The organism is Altererythrobacter sp. Z27 (assembly GCF_052683155.1).
In genome coordinates this window covers 2,357,329-2,374,370 of the sequence record NZ_JBQYMC010000001.1, presented here as the reverse complement: position 1 = coordinate 2,374,370, position 17,042 = coordinate 2,357,329, and the positions used below count along the sequence as shown (strand labels likewise).

Sequence of the window (17,042 nt, the reverse complement as noted above, 5' to 3'; positions counted from 1 at the left end):
AGTTCCGGTTCACAAAAGCGAGGATTGTGTCATAAGATTAGAATTAGTCGGCAAATCTAACCAAGACACAAAAGGGAATTCCAGCATGCGCAACCGCGTTATTCCCGCAACTGCACTCCTCTTCAGTTGCGCAGCACTGGCCGGATGCATGTCAACGATCGGCCTCGATCGCTCGAGCACGGCCGTCAACGTGACCGATTCCTTGCCGGAGCCGGACGCGACTACGGTGGCGCAGGATTTTTCGAATTATCGCATCGGTCCCAATGATGTGCTCACCGTCGAAGTGCTTCAGGCACCGGAGCTCAAGCGAGAGGGGGCCGTAGATGCGTCGGGAAACTTTTCGCTTCCTGTCGTGGGCGACGTAATGGTCGGAGGGAAAACCCCTTCGCAGGTACGCGATATGATCGCGGACAAATTGCGGGGAGGCTACCTCCTCGACCCACAGGTCTCGGTCAACATTACCGAAGCTCGCTCACAGCTCGTGACCGTCGATGGCGCGGTAAAGAGCCCCGGCATGTATCCGGTGACGGGTCGAATGACCTTGCAGCAGGCCGTCGCCTTGGCACGCGGCGTCGAACGAATTGCCGACCTTGACACCGTCATCGTGTTTCGCGACGTGAACCAACAGCGCCAGGCGGCCTTGTTCAGCCTCAACGATATTCGGTCGGGTCGGCAGGTCGATCCGCAGATTTACGCTAACGACATTGTGGTAGTGGGCGAGAATGCCGTTCGAGGCTTCTTCAGCGACCTACGTCTCTTCCCGACGCCAGGCTCATTCATCCCCGTATTCTAGCGAAGCCGCCATCATCGGACCCGCCCAGCCCCGGATATCGAGGAGACCCGGAAGCATGCTCCCTCCGGACTGTATCACCGCAAGACAGTCCAAAATTGAGACTTCGCAGTCCATATCCGCCAGCTATGCGTAGAACCGTTAGCCCAACAACCAGACAACCAGAGCGAATGGATCGGCACCGTGGAATACCAAGAACATAGAGCACCGGTGCCCGTGCGCACTTGCTCTGGGCGGGGGTCCTGACCCCGTGGCACTGCGGTATAAGATCTATCTCTTGGTCTTGCTCATCGACTTGGCCGTTGTCCTTTCCAGCTTCATGATCGCCAGCCTTATCCGGTTCGGCTATCCAGCTGCCGAGGGCTGGGGAGGCCTGGTCGTTTCGATCACGATCTTCTATGTCCTAGGCGCTTTTTCTTGGGGCGCTTATACGCTCGAAGCGATAACCGAAATCAAAGTCGGGCTGAAACGCTCGCTGTCATCGCTTTTGACAGCTTTCGGTCTCTTGTTCCTGACCTTCTACCTTCTCAAGGTCGGCCCAGACTTCTCGCGCGCGATGAGCCTCATGTCGCTGATCCTATCCGCTTGCCTGTTGATTTTGTCCCGCACGCTCTTTCGCTCGTGGGTGGACCGGCAGTTTGGCAGGAAACTGGTCAAGCGGGTGTTTATCCTCGACAGCGAATTGCATTGCGAAATGGCATGTGCGCCGGATTCCCAGTGGGTTGTTGCGCCTTGTCCGGAGCCCACCGACGTCGAAACGCAGATACAGTTTGCCAAGTACATCAATGGCGCTGACCGTGTGATCGTGTCGTGCAAACGCAAATCCGCGGATCGCTGGGCGGATGTATTGCGATGGAGCGGCGTCCAGGGCGAGATACTCCTGCCCAACTACGATAACATTTCACCGATCGGCGTGGGCCATCACATGAACCAACCCACGCTGATTGTGTCGACCGGGCCGCTTGATACCAATCAGAGGTTCGCCAAGCGAACACTCGATCTGGTGATCGGAACGATCATGCTCCTTTTGTGCATACCGCTCATCATTATGACGGCAATCTTCATCAAGCTGGATTCCCCGGGACCCGTGTTTTTCCGGCAAGCGCGGGTTGGGCAAGGCAACGTCATCTTCGAGATATACAAGTTCAGGACGATGCGTGCGGACAGCACGGATACGAACGGGAATGTCTCGGCTTCTCGCGACGACAAACGCATCACGAAACTCGGCCACTTCCTGCGTAAGTCGAGCATTGACGAGATACCGCAGCTGTTCAACGTCCTGATCGGCAACATGAGCATCGTTGGCCCAAGGCCGCATGCGCTCGGCTCCCGCGCTGAGAACGAGCTGTTTTGGGAGGTCGACGACAAGTACTGGTATCGCCATGCACTGAAACCGGGGATCACCGGTCTTGCGCAAATACGCGGCTTTCGCGGGGCGACCGAGACGAAGGATCACCTCCGCGCAAGGGTGCGGGCCGACCTGGAATACATTCAGGGCTGGTCGATCTGGAGGGACTTCTCGATAATCGCGCGCACTGCCCTGGTGATGGTTCACCCCAACGCCTATTGAAGCCATTCCAGTCCGGGTTGTGGAGGCAGCGCATCTGCCGCGCGTCTTACTGCGACCGCTCCTTGTCGTCGCAAGGTCTTTCCCGCTGCCTCAACCTGTCCCGATTGTTCCACATTCCATCCCGGTTTTTAGCCCGTCATCTTAGGGAATCCTTAACCATGAAGTGCCAGACCAAAGGTGATTTGGGCTTTCACCAACCAGGTTACCGGAGGAACAATCATCATGGCTTCGCAGCCGCAACTGATCTGGGATGATCGCCTTTCCCCGCGATATCAACTGTTTCTCGACGCCAAGTTGATCCAGGGCAACGCCAGCCTGGATACGGCGATAGTGAATCTTTCGGACACGGGCGTGATGGTCAAATTGCGCGGTGAAGACTTCGCGGCAGGCCAGGGTGAAAAATTGTATATTCGCGCCTCCGATAGTATAAGCAGGCCTGTTAGCGTTGTTTGGGTCGCAAACGGTCTGCTAGGAGCAGAATTTGATCAGCGGCTTACACAAGGAGAGGTTGCCGCAGCCAGGCTGATTGCGGAGACGGGTTCGCCAAATAAAACAAAGAGTAACGGTGTCGTGCAAAATAATAGCGAAAGGGACTTGGGGGGTCTGCGAGAGGCAGCCGATGGGATGTTTTCCAGAACGGCGCGACTACGCATCTTCACCGGCATGGTGTTGTCCGCCTGGGCCTTTACAATCCTGTCAATCTTGGCGGTTCGGTCGCTCATTTGAAGCGCGCGAGCCCGTACCACCGTCGGGACGAGAGCCCCGAAGCAGGCAAGATTTTGCCCTGGTTAGCACGAATGCTGGACCTATCGCTTGCAAAGGCCTATTAAAGAACCTGTCTCTTTGATGGAGAAGCGAAGCTTGAACGAGACCACACGAATTCGCAAAGCGCGCCCCTTGGGAGAGATCGAAGGCGAACTCCTCAAGGCTGAAACCGATTACATGGAAGCCGACGAGGCGCTGAAAAAAGCCAAGAGGGCGCGCGAAAACGCGCTTGAAAAGATCATCAGTTGCCAACTTGAACTGGACGCCGCCGTCACACAATTGCGAAGTGTTGCGACTCCCGGGTCCCGTTGGCACGCCCAGCAAAGCGAGCAGGAAGACGTGCTGAACCTCGACGAGTCGGCGGCAGTTTCGATCATCGACCTGCAAAGCGGGCCGGACGATGATCAAACTCCGAGGCTCCGCAACGTGACAAATTCCACGCTCTGAGAGTTCTCCCGTCGCATGCCCGCGTCGGCTGAAGCAGCTAGATGGCCTCGTTGGGCGCCAGCTGTACGATGACGAATGTGCCGTCGAAATCCTTGGCGTAGCACCAGTTCACACTTTCGACGGGGCCCGACCAGGCTATCCGGTTAGCGTCGGTCCAGACCGAACAGCGATCGCCCACGCGCGGGACCGAACTGGCTTCCTGAAACCATTCTTCCCCGGTGGCGCTGACGATCTTGAGTTTGATACGCGACTGGCTTTTATCATTCACGTCGTCCGGCATCTATCAGGAGTTCCTCACTCGAATTCCGCACATTGCCTCTGTATTTGGCAATAATGTTGCATCACTCAGCGGCCCGCGCGGCGGAACAGGTGAACCATCCATGGGCAACCAATCCACGGCTTTGGTTCACGACAACCCTTGGTCGACACGCAGTCGCTTCCTGTGGCATCTATCTCCCTCGTCGCCGAATTTGCAAGATTGAGTCCTGCAATATCGTGAAATGTCGACGGGAGAAGATCCGCAAAGCGAACAAATAGCTCGCAATCCCAAAAAGCACGTCAAAAGAAAGTGCGACGAGGCCCTGCCCAAGCCCGAGCGACACGGCAGCCAGCGAAGTGGCGCCATACATCACTGCACTGGCCGCAAGGCCCGGCGCGATCGCGGCGCCGATCGCGGGCCAGGTCACGCTCGTCCGTCGTTGGACCAGATAATATCGCAAGGGCAGAGTAACGAAACTGGTGGCCACAACAGCCCATGCTATTGCCGTGAGCCCGAATTCGGAGACGAAAAACAGGGCTGCAACGGCGACGAATGCCGTAACCCCTGAAGACAAACTATGGAGGTCCGCCCGCTGCGCGACATTCAGGATGGCCCCACCCAGAGTATGCAAAGTCAGGGCAATGCCGCCAAAGGAAATGACGGAGAGCACCGTTCCAGCGAGCTGCCACTGGCTGGGCAGCACAAGCGAGACCACGTCCGAGCTGACGAGCGAGAGCCCTGTAAAGGCCGGCATGGTAACCAGGCATGTGGCACTCAAGCCTGCGAGCATGGATTTCGCCCGCTGCCGCTCGTCTCCGATATTGGCCAGCGCCGCCGTCGAAACGGACTGGATCGTGAAGGTAAGGGTGATCGTGGCCGCCAGCAGGATCCTGCGGGCGGCATTGTAGAGGCCGGCGGCCACAGGACCGAGAAAGGCCGAGACGAAATAGATCGCCGAGTCCTGGCTAAGCGCGTTCCATAGGTTGCAGATGGAATTATGGATCGCCTGCTTGCTATGCGATCTGATCCAGTTGAGCGAGAGAACCAGTTTGGGGCGCCAGCTGGTGGCGAGCCACAAAGTCACAACGCTCGCTATGTTGATCGCCAGCTGCTGGCCAATCAAACTCCAGATTTCGAAGCCGTTCAGTGCCATCCACACTCCGACGACCCCTCCGGACAACACCGCCAGCATGCTCCGCAGCGCCAGCGCGCGATAGTTCATGGACCGGCTAAGCCAGACGTCATGGATCATTGTCAGGGCATAGCCGACTAGGATGGGAGCTATGAATGGCAGGTATTTGGCGCTGTCCGGCGTTCCCAAAAGGCGGGCCAAAGGAACAGCGAGGGCAGCGAGCAGGATAGCAATCAGTACTGACGCCATCAAAACGAAGGTGAACGCATGGTCGAGATCACGCTCGCTCACATTCGGTTTGGATTTCAGCGTGATGGCAACCGGATCCAGGACCAGTTGCCGCGCGAATTCAATTGTCATGAGACTGACAGCCATCAGGCCGAAGCTTTCGCGGCTGACGAAATTCGCGAGGAACAAGAACAGCAACAGCGACATGCCCTGGCCGAAGCCGTTGCCGAGCATGGACCACAAGAATGCCTTGCCGACCGTCTTGGAAGAAGCATTTGCCCCCAACTGCCTGGTGACAAGATCGGGTTCAGTCGTCACGCCACCCTCGAAAGCTCAGCTTGAGATCGCTCACGCACTGTTCGCAAGGCAGCGCCTGTCAAATAATCACCGGCAGCCACAGTTCGCGAATGCACGGAGTACCTTCTTTCACACTTCGCCTACGAAACTTCAATGCGTTTGCAGAGCCGTGCCACTTTTGGACGCCAGTACAATTGGCAGAAACCGAGTCTCGGGATTTACGGACGCTTGTGTCGGACACGTGCGGAAAGCTGTGATATGCCTATTGGCAGGCATAGTAGAGGTTACGCGAGCCCTCCAAAAGCCGCGCGTGCTCAGGCGGCGCGAATGGCTGGCGATTATCGGGAAGAGCATTCGAAACCGGTCTAGTGGGAGAAACGCAATCAGCGCTGGAAATCATGGAACGTCCATGCGACGCCGCTACGCTTCAACCCGGAATTTGCCGGGGTCGTTGAAGGTCTTGATTTCATGATTGGGCGTATCCCGCGCCCGGCGGCGAACTTCGCAGCGCTGGTTGCGGCGATGGTCTTTCTGGCGCTCGGTGGATTGTGTGCTGGAGAGAGCCGGAACGATGCCGGCACCGCCGCAGGATCCGCTTCTGGCGGGATTGCGACCACTGGCGCCATGCGGGGCGTAAACCTTTCAGGAGGCGAATTCGGCGCGGTGCCAGGCATAAGGGGAAGGGATTACACCTATCCCTCCAACGAACTCATCGACTTGGTCCATGCCAAGGGCTTTGAACTCGTACGCATCCCTGTGCGCTGGGAACGAATACAGCCCCGGCTCATGGGCGGCTTGGCAAAAGGCGATATTGCTGAAGTTGACCGGATCGTCGGGCATGCCCGCTCGCTTGGAATGGTAGTTGTGCTCGACCTCCACAATTACGCTCGACGCAAAGCAGGATCAGGCGAGGAACTGCTCGGCTCGCAGGGCCTGCCGGTGCCCGCGCTTGCCGATGTCTGGAGGCGACTCGGTGTGCGCTATCAGGGTCAGGACGGTATTTGGTTCGGATTGATGAACGAGCCACATGGCATACCCGCCGATGATTGGTGGCGGTATGCGCAGTCGGTCGTGCTGCAATTGCGTGCGAGTGGCGTCGAGAATGTCTTGCTTGTACCGGGGACGCGCTGGACGGGAGCATGGAGCTGGGAACTTTCGGGCAATTCGGGCAAGGCAGAGGCCCTTTCGGACCCGCTGAGAAGAAGCGTTTTCGAGGTGCACCAATATCTTGACGACAATTCGAGCGGCATGTCCGGGGAGTGCAGCGCCGGCTCGGCCGATCGCGTCGATGATGCGATAGAGTGGGCTGAAAACGGCGGACACAAACTCTTCTTTGGCGAAATCGCAGCAGGAGGCGGAAGCCGCTGCCCAGAAGAGTATTCCGCGATGCTTGCCAAACTGGGGAATTCGCAGGCGGTCGTGGGCTGGGCCGCATGGGGGGGAGGGCCATGGTGGCCCGCGGATTATCCGTTCCGACTGACATTCGGCGATGACCCGCCGACTGTACACGACCGTTACCTGTCGCAAACCAGCGAGTGAACAGTCCCCACCGACTTTGCCGGTCAGCGCGACCTGAGCGCTCGCCAGATCGCAGACGGCGTCGCCGCGAACCTGCCAAGGGCAATCCCGAGGCCCAGCGATGCGAGGATCGCGGCAACCCCATAGATCATTGGCGGGTCGTTCAGTAACCGCAGGATTTGGACCGGGATCATGTGGACAATGAAGATATAGAAGCTTGCCGATGCCACAGCCGTGGTCAGGTTGCGCACCAACTTTGGAAAGTGGAGCGGTGGCAACCACATTGCTCCAAGCATACCAAAGACCAGCCAGATCGCCAGCGACGCTTGCCCGATAAACGGAAGCATGATGACCGCGAGGCATGAAAGCGCGGCCTTGCGCTGCACGGTATCGGCGAAATTCGCACACCAGCCTAGAGCGAAGATGTAGAACAGGAAAATGGGCGTTCGCGTTTCGAAATGCCCTTCGGCGAGTGCCTCGCCAATACCAAGATGCGCAACCAGAAGTTTTGCGGCAAGGGCGACGACGAACGAAAGGCCAAGTGTCGCCAATCCGGTCGCCCACGGGTTGTTCGCCGACGCGCGGCGATAGGCCGGGATCAGGAACAGCGCTGTATAGAAGAGGGTAATCTGCACAAAGGCGCTGATGAACCAGTAGTAGGGCAATAACGAAAACTCGGCCTGCAATCGCGGCGAGAAGTTCGCCAACAGCACCCAATGAAGGAACTCGACATTTCCGCGAGTCAGCTGGAAGAGAACCAGGATGAGGTAATAGGCGAACAGGATCTTCAGCAATGGAGTCAGTACGGCCGCAAACCGCTGATCGAGCAGCTTTGTATGCTGAAACCTAGCAAAAAATGTGCCGGCGAGTGCGAGCAGCAGATAGGCGCCCCCCTCCAACGCGGGGAATATCGCATGCGTCGTTACCACCCCGGTTATGGCGATTGCGCGAAGCAGGAAATCCGGGCTGGTCTGCGCCCTGACTTCGCGTTTGTCGGTGCGTGGGTTGCTGGCAAGTTCCTCGATGTCGCGTATCGGCAGGGCTTCCCAGTCCTTCGGCAACTCCCCTATGCGGCTTTCGATCGCCAGCGATACATCGATATAATTGAGTGAATCCGCTCCGGCTTCCATGATCGACCGGGCCGGATCGATTTCTCTGCCCAGGATCAGGCCGATTTCCTCTTCCAGCGTGGCGGACGGATGATGACGCTGGAACAAGCGATCTAGAGCGACGCCGACGAGCGACCGAGCCCCTCCGGCGGGTTCCTGATCGGCATCTTGTTCGTCCGCCGCCGCCAATATCCGCCGGTAATCGGGCTTTCCGTTCGCCAACCTCGGCAGCGATGCGTAGCTCACCCCGGTTACTGCTGCGTTCGGCAGGCCGTATTGCTGCTGGCAGAATGTCGCGATGCGTTGCGCCAGTGCGTCTGCGCCCGCGTCTTCGGCCTCGACCGCCACCACAATCCCTTTGTCGTCGCCCGTGACTGCAGCGACCGGGGCGTATTCGCGGACAAAACTCTCGACTTCATCAAGATCGATGCGCAACCCGAGCGGCTTCACGAACCGCGACGCCCGGCCAACGATTTCGAAGAGGCCCCCTGGAGCAATGCGCGCGATATCGCCAGTGAGCAGCCACTCGGGCGTCTCGTCGATCGCCAGTTCGGCTTCGGAATACGCATAGCCCATCATTACGTTCGGACCGCGGTAAGCAAGCTGGCCCGTCTCGCCGTAGGTAGTGCTGAAGGTCCCGTCGTCCATTGCCAGCGCGAGTTCCCCGCCGGGAATGGCCAAACCGATGCTGCCCGGATTGTCGCAAGCGAGATGCGGCGGAAGGTAGGACATGCGCGGGGCAGCCTCCGTCTGGCCGTACATCACGAAGAACTGCTTTCCACACGCGGCAAAGGAACGGGCAAAATGGCTCACATCGTCAGGCGCCAGGCGCCCTCCGGCCTGGGCCGCATATCGCAGGTCGGGATATTCGGCAGGATCGAAGCCCTGCAGGCGGAGGATCTCGAAATTGTGCGGGACTCCGGAGAAACTCGTTACCCGATGATCGCGCAGGATGTGCCAGAATTCGGGCTCGATGAACGACCGATCCGTAAGCACCAGCGTCGCCCCACTGGAAAGATGCGAATTCACGATACTCATACCGAAGGAATAGAACAGCGGCAGGTGGCAGACCGGTCGGTCCCGTTCAGTGATAGCGAGGTATTCGCAAATCGAGCGGGCATTGGCGTGGATAGCCGCCGACGAAAGCTTCACAAACTTGGGCGAACCGGTCGATCCCGAAGTCGACAGCAACACAGCCAGGTCGGGGTGCAGGTCCAATGCATCCGAGTGCAGCGATGTTACGCTGCCTTTGCTGACGATCAAATTGGGGCGATAAGAATCGATCAGCCGCGCGGCCTGCGGCGCGTCGCAAGCCTCCATCAGATGGATAACGTGACCGCCTCTCAGCGCGGCGACGTAGTCGATCATTGATTCAATGGAATTGCTCGCTTCGAGGAAGATAAGCTTGCGAGCAGTACCAAAGTCTTCCAGCCGCCTCCTGCTCAATCGATCTAGCTTCGCATAGGACAATGCTTCGCCGTCTGCTCCACAAAGCAGCGCGATATTCTCGCTGTGCTTTTCAAAGTCGATCAGCTCGTGCTCGCCCATGAATCCTATAATCTCCAGTACGAAGGCATTAGAGGTGCTCGCACCGGTGGGTTCGGAACGCGCCAGAAGCCACCTTTGCCAACCAATGTCCGACCTTCAGTGCATTGATCTTCATGTTCAGCAACCTGCCCCCCCGATCGAGCACTACCTTGGGCGTTTATCCAGCTTCAGGGAGCGCAATGGATACACTAGACCAGTCAAACTATCGTGGGCGATAATTTTGGAGTCTTGCGCAGTTATGGAACATCCCGCCAATTTTGAGTGACAAACCGGCGCAGTTTTGGCTCACTCTCGGCGCGCAATAGAAGCCAAATTTGTGAGCCGGTGTATCTCGATGGACATTCATCTGATGTTGCCGTGCCTCAAGTGGATATCATGCAACCGATCGGAGTGGCGATGAAGGTATTGATCGTTGGAAACATGGGATACGTCGGATCCGTACTGGGGCCGCATTTGAGGCAATCTATGCCACATGCGACGCTTGTTGGGTTCGACAATGCCTACTTCGGCCAAGCGCTCGTGCCCGGTTCGACCTTGCCCGAACGGTTCCTTGACCGGCAGATCTTCGGCGATGCCCGCGACCTGCATCCCGGCTTGCTGTCCGGCTTCGATGTAGTGGTGGAACTGGCTGCGGTCTCGAATGACCCTATGGGCAACAAGTTCGAAAGCGCCACCTTGTCGATCAATCGCGACGCTTCGCAGCGGCTGGCCCGCTTGGCCGCAGAAGCGGGTTGCAAGTCCTTCGTTTTCGCCTCCAGCTGCAGTGTTTACGGCATCGCAGAGGGTGGCGCCCGCACCGAGCAGGATCCCACGGCACCGGAAACGGCCTACGCGCGCTCAAAGGTGGAAACCGAGGACCTCCTCGCCCAGATCGACACCGATATGACGATCACCGCGCTGCGTTTTGCCACGGCGTGCGGGTATTCGCCGCGCTTGAGGCTCGATCTTGTGCTCAATGACTTTGTCGCCAGCGCCCTGCGCCATGACGAGATCACGGTACTTAGCGACGGCTCGCCGTGGCGACCGCTAATCGACGTGAGTGACATGGCACGCGCGATCGAATGGGCTGCTTCGCGCAGCCCGGAACAAGGCGGCCGCACGCTTGTGGTGAACACCGGCCATAACGCGAACAATTTTCAGGTCCGCGATCTCGCCATGGCGGTGAAAGAGGCTTTGCCGGGCGTAACGGTTTCGATCAACACAGAGGCGCCCGTAGACAGCCGGTCCTATCAGGTCGATTTTTCTACCTTTGCGCGCCTTGCGCCACAGCATCAGCCGCTGTGCACGCTTGGCGATTCAATCGAGCAATTGATTGCCGGGATGCGCAGCGCCGGTCTTGACCAAGCGGAGACACCCAGTTCACCGCTGATCCGGCTTCACGAATTGCAGCGACTGACAAGCACTGGCCAGCTGTCATCCGAACTGGAATGGATTGCATGACCGGGCTCAAGCCGATGCCCAAGGTCGCCATTCTGGCGGGTGGCTTCGGGACGCGTCTGAGCGAGGAAACGACTGTCAGGCCCAAGCCGATGGTCGAGATCGGAGGCATGCCGATCCTTTGGCACATCATGAAGATCTACAGCCACTACGGCTGTTCAGAATTCGTGGTGATTGGCGGATACAAGGTGGAAATGATCCGCGACTACTTCCTCCACTACCGGTCCCGTCGATCGGACGTAACTGTGGATCTGGCAAGCGGCGAAGTCAGCTTCCATGGGGACCTTGACGAGAAGTGGAAAGTGACGATCCTCGACACCGGTCATTCCACCATGACCGGGGGGCGCATCCGCCGTGCGCGACATTTGCTGGAAGACGGTACATTCTTCCTTACCTATGGCGACGGGTTGAGCGACGTCCGCATCGACAAGTTGCTGGAGCAGCATCGACAGTCGAAATGCCACGCAACCCTCACGGCCGTTGTACAGCCGGGACGCTATGGTTCGCTCCACCTTGGAGATGAAGGAAAGCTCGTCGACGGATTCAGGGAAAAAGGCCGCACCGACGGAGGCCTGATCAACGGAGGCTTCTTTGTTTGCGAGCCAGAGGTCTTCGACCTGATCGAAGGAGATGCTACCGTCTGGGAAGACGAGCCGATGGGCCAGCTTGTGAATCAGGCGAAGTTGGGCAGCTACGTTCACCAAGGCTATTGGCAAAGCATGGATTCGCTGCGCGACAAGGAAGTGCTCGAGGAAGCCTGGTCTACCTCGCCGCCGTGGAAAGTCTGGGAATGAAGGAGCGGGCAAGAGGCCGATGATCATTGTCGATCGCATTCTGGAACAGCGCGCCCGGCAAGGGAAAGATATTCGCGTCGGCCTTGTCGGGGCCGGGTTCCAGGGGCGCGGCATCGCCCAGCAGATCATCGATCATGTGCCCGGAATGCGGCTGGCCGCGATCGCCAACCGCACACTGCCGAAAGCGATCGAATGCTATCGCCAGTGCGGCATCGAACCTGTGATCGCAAACGATGCGACGAGCCTCTCTGCTGCGATTTCGGATAACAGGCCCGCAGTCACAGAGGATGCGCTGGCGCTCGCCTCATGCGGTATGCTCGATGCGATCATCGAGGTGACCGGCAGCATCGAACATGCCGCCGGCGTGGTTCTGCGTGCGATCGAAAGCGGGATCCATGTGGTCCAGATGAACGCCGAACTTGACGGGACAGTCGGCCCGATCCTGAAAGCGAAGGCTGATAAGGCGGGCGTCGTCTATACATTCTGCGATGGCGACCAGCCTGGTGTGCAGGGCAACCTCCTGCGTTTCGTCACGGGACTGGGCGTGACACCGGTGCTGTCGGGAAACATCAAGGGCTTGCACGACCCATACCGCAACCCCGAGACACAAAAGGCCTTCGCCGCCAAATGGGGGCAGAACGCAGCCATGGTCTCGTCGTTTGCAGACGGCACAAAGATATCGTTCGAACAGGCTATCGTCGCGAATGCATATGGCTATCGGGTGGTACGGCGCGGCATGCTCGGCCCCGATTTCTCAGGCGGCGATCCGAACAGCCCGCTGGTGCCGATTGAGGAGGCGATCGCGCCATTCATCGAACATCTCGATCCCACCAGGCCGGCACTCGTCGATTATGTCGTAGGGGCCAAGCCCGGACCGGGCGTGTTCGTTATCGGCACTACGCCGGACCCGCAGCAGCGCCATTACCTCAATCTCTACAAGCTGGGCGAGGGTCCCTACTATGTCTTCTCCACGCCCTATCACCTATGCCATTTCGAAGTGCCGTTCTCCGTGGCTCGAGCTGTACTTCTGGGGGACGCCACGCTCACGCCGCGCGCCGAAGCGAAGGTTGGCGTTTTTGCGGTAGCGAAGACCGACCTTGGCGTCGGCACCCGCATTTCCGAATTCGGAGGGTTCGAGGCCTATGGTGTCGCCGAAAACATCGAGGTCATGCGGCGGGACAGATTGCTGCCCATCGGCATCGCGCTCGATTGCCGCCTGAAAGTGGCGGTCGCTAAGGACACGCCGCTCACCTTTGACATGGTGGATGTGCCCGAAGGAAGAGTGATCGATCGCCTTTATGCGGAACAGGAAGAGCTGTTCTTTGGCGTAAACTCAGCCGACCAGATCGAGGTGGACGCATGATCTTCGAACCGACCACGCTTGCCGATGCTATGCTGATCCGGCCGGAACTTCGCGAAGACGAGCGAGGGTTCTTCGCGCGAACCATGTGCGCCGTGGAACTCGCGCAACATGGGCTCAATGCCGACTTCGTCCAGCAAAATGCCTCGCTCACCAGACGGGCTGGCACGATCAGGGGAATGCATTTCCAGATCAACCCAGATGCCGAAGACAAGCTGATCCGCTGCGTGGTAGGAGCAATTCAGGACGTAGTGGTCGACCTGCGACCGGAGTCGCCAACTTTCATGCGGCACGAAGGGTTTACTTTGTCGGCAGGGAACCGAGCCATGCTCTATGTCCCCAAGGGTTTTGCCCATGGGTTCCAGACCCTGAGCGACGATACTGAAGTAACGTATCTGATTACAGCGCCATACGCGCCCCAGTCCGAAAGAGGATTGCGCTTCGATGATCCGAAGCTGGGGATCGAATGGCCGATGCCTGTAGCCGACCTTTCGGACAAGGACCGCAATTGGCCCTTGCTCGAGTCTGACAAGCCAGTCTTCTTTGCTCGCTGAACGCGGCCCGCGCCAAACCTTCGAAAACGCGCGTTGCTTGGCGAACAAGCATCGCCCAACTTGTGGAAGCAGCTTCGCCGGACAGTTTGCGCTGCAAAGCGCTAATGCCGGGATGGAGTTACGATGCCGTGTCGGCCAGTTCTGCCAACTCGGCAATCCTTTCATCGTGCTGAGCTGTCCGGTCCATTCCCAGTACATCGAGTACCTGTGACCACCGATGTGCCCAGTCATGGCGACGAAGTGACTCGGCCGCGTTCCGGCGGCTTATCCGCGCCATACGATCCGGGTCAGACATAATACTGTCGAAAAGTGCGCACACATCTCCGTCGGGGCGCAGTTCGATAAGCGCGTCCGGCCAATCAAAATGAGTTTCGAAATCGTCGATCCTGGGCTTCGTCCCTAGCATTACCGCACCGCCGGCGGCCCCTTCGAAATAGCGGGTCGCGAGCGCCTGCTCGTTATGCGCCTTGCCATTGGCGGCGCCAATGTCGCGCGGATTGAAAGCAAGGAAGAACTTTGCCCGTTTCATCTGCTCCGCGCACAATTTCCTATGCTCACGCCAATCTTGCACGATGCCGCCCTGGATCGAATCGAACACGTAGTGAAAACTCGGATCATTCCTGCCGCGTTCGATCAGATCGGCATGAATCAGCGGAGCGCGGCGCCCGAAGTTGTACACATCGATCGATCGATCGGGTTGATAACGCAACGGAGTAGCCTGGTGGCAATCGACCGCAGTGGGCAATTTGCTTATTGGCGTTGAGGTGTATTTGCGCAGGTTGGGAATACTTTGTCCGTGCAAGACGAATACATGGTCCACCTTGTCCAGCAACCGCAAGTATGGAGCCATCTGTTCCAGCGAGTATGACCACGTTTCCATCAGATAGACGGCCACAAAGCCACATCTCTCACGCCAGCCCTTGAGATTCTCCAGCGTCGAAAGCTCGATGGGAAATTGGCACGAGAAGAACAGAAGGTCGAAGTTCCGGTCGATCGTTACGGGCACGCAGCTGCGAGCTCCAATCCTGCCGGCTGCAACTAGCAACTGCGACTGCAAACGCCGGGTTAGCTCCGAGGCGAGAAATCTAATGCTTGGCCTGACAGCGTGCTGGGCAAGATGTGGCATTGCCTCCGGCAGCACAATTTGAGCGTCCTCGATCGACGAAAGCACTTGGAGCAGCGCATAGGATTGGCTGTTGAAGGGCTCTTTCCAAACATTGCAGTTCGAAGAGAGTAAAACACTTCGCCGATTTGCCATGCTTTTCCCTCAACTCGTCGCTGACACTGTGCGGTCGGGTGAACCCCGGTCAAATTCGTTTGGCAAACCCTGAGATTTTGTTCTCGTCGGAAAACGTTGAACCGCACCAGGTGCAGTCAGCTCAGACTACCTCCGAGAGTCGCCGCAGGCAAATGCAATCACGAGATTGTGCCTTTTCTGACCATCCCGATTTTGAATGCCGTTCCGACAATCCCCACCAGGCATCCTGAACCGAGCCAAGGCAGTGCAGACTTATCATTCGATTCGAAGCTTTGAGTAAGAGACGTTTCATTTTGATACGTTGATTTTCAAGCAATGAATCGCGGTTGCGCTCGGCAAAAGGTCATATACCCCCATTCTATTAGCCGCAGCTCGATTCGTTCGACTGAGTCTAAGGGGGTAATCATTGGCGTCTTACAGGACTTCGTTCATCCACGCTTCGGGTAGGCTGAAACCAGCCCCGCTCTCCGATGCCAGCACCCGCGCGGTCCTTGCAGGTTGCCGTGACCTGGGCGCAGTCCGCATCGGCCCAATGGGCCGCGAGATATCCTTCATGCCTCCACCAGATCACCCGAAGTTTCACAGGACTCTTGAGCTTCGGCAAAGAGTGGCTCTTCGGCGAGTCTTCCTCCCAGCCCTCAGTTTGCGGGACAGTTTATGAAACAAGCGCTTTCCTCTCTGCCCACGCCACAATTCGCAACTCCGCACCAGCCAAGGCAGGGTCATTGTCGGTTCTGTGACGCGAGCCTGCAAGATGTGGTTGTCGACCTGGGCATGTCGCCGCTGTGCCAGAGCGTCGTAACCCTGGATCGCGCGCGCGAAATGGAGCCATTCTACCCACTTGTGGTCTATCTCTGCAGGGAGTGCCTACTGGTTCAGCTTGAGGAGTTCGTGCCTCCGGAAAACATATTCACGGAATATGCCTATTTTTCCGCCTTCTCTGACTCCTGGGTCGAGCATGGGCGGAAATATACGGAAATGATCGTCGACCGGCTTGCGCTCGATGAATCCAGCCACGTTGTAGAGATCGCAAGCAATGACGGTTATTTGCTGCAGCACTTCGTGGCGCGATCCATTCCGGTACTGGGTATCGATCCGGCTGCCAACGTAGCCTCTGATGCCGAGAAACGGGGTGTACCGACACTGGTGGAGTTCTTCGGATCTGACTGCGCCCAGCGGCTCAGGAATGAAGGCAAGCAGGCCGATCTCATCATCGGCAACAACGTCCTTGCGCAGATCCATAATATCAATGACTTTGTGCAGGGCCTCGCACTGCTGCTAAAGTCAGACGGCATTGTGACTATTGAGGTCCCTCACCTCGTGCGCCTTATGGATCAAAATCAGTTCGACACGATCTACCATGAGCATTTCTCATACTTTTCGGTGCTCGGAATGCAGCACATATTTGGCGCTAACGGACTGCAGATTTTCGATGTGGAGGAGCTGACCACACATGGTGGGTCACTACGAATTTACGCGCGGCATGAACACAGGGGCCTTCCGGTCACTGACCGCTTGAGCCGGATTGTTCAGTTCGAAGAGGACTACGGTTTGCGCGACTGGGAGGCCTATGCGTCATTTGCCAACAAGGTCGAGGCTACCAAGCGCGCATTGCTTTCGTTCCTCATCGAAGCAAAGGCGGCTGGCAAGAGCGTGGTCGGCTATGGAGCGCCCGGCAAGGGCAACACGTTGCTGAATTACTGCGGTATTCGCACCGACTTTTTAGACTACACCGTTGATCGCAATCCCTACAAGCAAGGCAAGCTCCTTCCTGGCACACATATTCCGATCTACCCTCCCGAGCGCATCGCAGAGACAAAGCCGGACTATGTTTTGATCCTGCCCTGGAACATCAAAGACGAGATTATTGCTCAGAACGCATATGTGCGCGATTGGGGCGGCCAGTTTGTGGTGCCTATACCCGAAGTCACGGTGATACCGTGAGCATTCGCGCCGCGACGCTAGAAACTGTCAAT

Annotated in this window: 14 protein-coding genes; 10 read left to right on the top strand and 4 right to left on the bottom strand. The window is 57.8% G+C overall.

The window, feature by feature from the left end; all coding sequences use genetic code 11:
* Positions 1 to 85: 85 nt before the first annotated feature.
* The 4 genes from ACUJ47_RS11540 to ACUJ47_RS11525 all read left to right on the top strand — a co-directional run bounded on the left by ACUJ47_RS11540 (position 86) and on the right by ACUJ47_RS11525 (position 3,572).
* Positions 86 to 793, top strand: a complete 708-nt coding sequence (locus tag ACUJ47_RS11540) for a polysaccharide biosynthesis/export family protein (protein ID WP_445538540.1) — start codon at positions 86 to 88, stop codon at positions 791 to 793.
* 247 nt (positions 794 to 1,040) lie between these two features.
* On the top strand, positions 1,041 to 2,360 hold the full coding sequence (locus ACUJ47_RS11535; protein WP_445538539.1) for an exopolysaccharide biosynthesis polyprenyl glycosylphosphotransferase: 1,320 nt from the start codon (positions 1,041 to 1,043) through the stop codon (positions 2,358 to 2,360).
* 222 nt (positions 2,361 to 2,582) lie between these two features.
* Positions 2,583 to 3,086 carry a PilZ domain-containing protein gene (locus tag ACUJ47_RS11530; protein WP_445538538.1) on the top strand — a complete coding sequence of 168 codons (504 nt, stop codon included), beginning with the start codon at positions 2,583 to 2,585 and terminating at the stop codon, positions 3,084 to 3,086.
* A gap of 135 nt (positions 3,087 to 3,221) precedes the next feature.
* A complete protein-coding gene (locus ACUJ47_RS11525; protein WP_445538537.1) occupies positions 3,222 to 3,572 on the top strand; it encodes a hypothetical protein in 351 nt (116 codons plus the stop codon).
* Between the two features lie 37 nt (positions 3,573 to 3,609).
* Here the strand turns inward: ACUJ47_RS11525 and ACUJ47_RS11520 are convergent, their stop codons facing one another.
* Positions 3,610 to 3,852: a hypothetical protein gene (locus ACUJ47_RS11520; protein WP_445538536.1), complete on the bottom strand. Its 243-nt coding sequence runs from the start codon at positions 3,850 to 3,852 to the stop codon at positions 3,610 to 3,612.
* Positions 3,853 to 4,021: 169 nt separating this feature from the next.
* Positions 4,022 to 5,509, bottom strand: coding sequence for an oligosaccharide flippase family protein (locus tag ACUJ47_RS11515; RefSeq protein ID WP_445538535.1), 1,488 nt, complete (start codon positions 5,507 to 5,509; stop codon positions 4,022 to 4,024).
* A gap of 447 nt (positions 5,510 to 5,956) precedes the next feature.
* On the opposite strand from ACUJ47_RS11515, the gene ACUJ47_RS11510 reads away from it, so the two are divergent.
* A complete protein-coding gene (locus ACUJ47_RS11510) occupies positions 5,957 to 7,027 on the top strand; it encodes a glycoside hydrolase family 5 protein (RefSeq protein ID WP_445538534.1) in 1,071 nt (356 codons plus the stop codon).
* A 23-nt stretch (positions 7,028 to 7,050) separates the two neighbouring features.
* Here the strand turns inward: ACUJ47_RS11510 and ACUJ47_RS11505 are convergent, their stop codons facing one another.
* Positions 7,051 to 9,663: an AMP-binding protein gene (locus ACUJ47_RS11505; protein ID WP_445538533.1), complete on the bottom strand. Its 2,613-nt coding sequence runs from the start codon at positions 9,661 to 9,663 to the stop codon at positions 7,051 to 7,053.
* 261 nt (positions 9,664 to 9,924) lie between these two features.
* Here ACUJ47_RS11505 and ACUJ47_RS11500 point away from each other — a divergent pair, with 261 nt between their 5' ends.
* Genes ACUJ47_RS11500 through rfbC form a run of 4 tightly spaced genes read left to right on the top strand, consistent with a single transcriptional unit; the run spans position 9,925 to position 13,808 of the window.
* Positions 9,925 to 11,103 carry an NAD-dependent epimerase/dehydratase family protein gene (locus ACUJ47_RS11500; protein ID WP_445538532.1) on the top strand — a complete coding sequence of 393 codons (1,179 nt, stop codon included), beginning with the start codon at positions 9,925 to 9,927 and terminating at the stop codon, positions 11,101 to 11,103.
* On the top strand, positions 11,100 to 11,894 hold the full coding sequence (gene rfbF, locus ACUJ47_RS11495; RefSeq protein WP_445538531.1) for a glucose-1-phosphate cytidylyltransferase: 795 nt from the start codon (positions 11,100 to 11,102) through the stop codon (positions 11,892 to 11,894). The genes ACUJ47_RS11500 and rfbF overlap by 4 nt, the downstream gene beginning before the upstream one ends.
* Positions 11,895 to 11,913: 19 nt before the next feature.
* Positions 11,914 to 13,257 carry an NAD(P)H-dependent oxidoreductase gene (locus tag ACUJ47_RS11490; RefSeq protein WP_445538530.1) on the top strand — a complete coding sequence of 448 codons (1,344 nt, stop codon included), beginning with the start codon at positions 11,914 to 11,916 and terminating at the stop codon, positions 13,255 to 13,257.
* Entirely contained in the window at positions 13,254 to 13,808 is a 555-nt protein-coding gene (rfbC, locus tag ACUJ47_RS11485) for a dTDP-4-dehydrorhamnose 3,5-epimerase (protein ID WP_445538529.1), read from the top strand. The genes ACUJ47_RS11490 and rfbC overlap by 4 nt, the downstream gene beginning before the upstream one ends.
* A 118-nt stretch (positions 13,809 to 13,926) precedes the next feature.
* Here the strand turns inward: rfbC and ACUJ47_RS11480 are convergent, their stop codons facing one another.
* Positions 13,927 to 15,066, bottom strand: a complete 1,140-nt coding sequence (locus ACUJ47_RS11480) for a glycosyltransferase family protein (RefSeq protein WP_445538528.1) — start codon at positions 15,064 to 15,066, stop codon at positions 13,927 to 13,929.
* Between the two features lie 657 nt (positions 15,067 to 15,723).
* Here ACUJ47_RS11480 and ACUJ47_RS11475 point away from each other — a divergent pair.
* Complete coding sequence (locus ACUJ47_RS11475; protein ID WP_445538527.1) at positions 15,724 to 17,010, top strand: methyltransferase domain-containing protein; 1,287 nt, start codon at positions 15,724 to 15,726, stop codon at positions 17,008 to 17,010.
* Positions 17,011 to 17,042 lie beyond the last annotated feature (32 nt).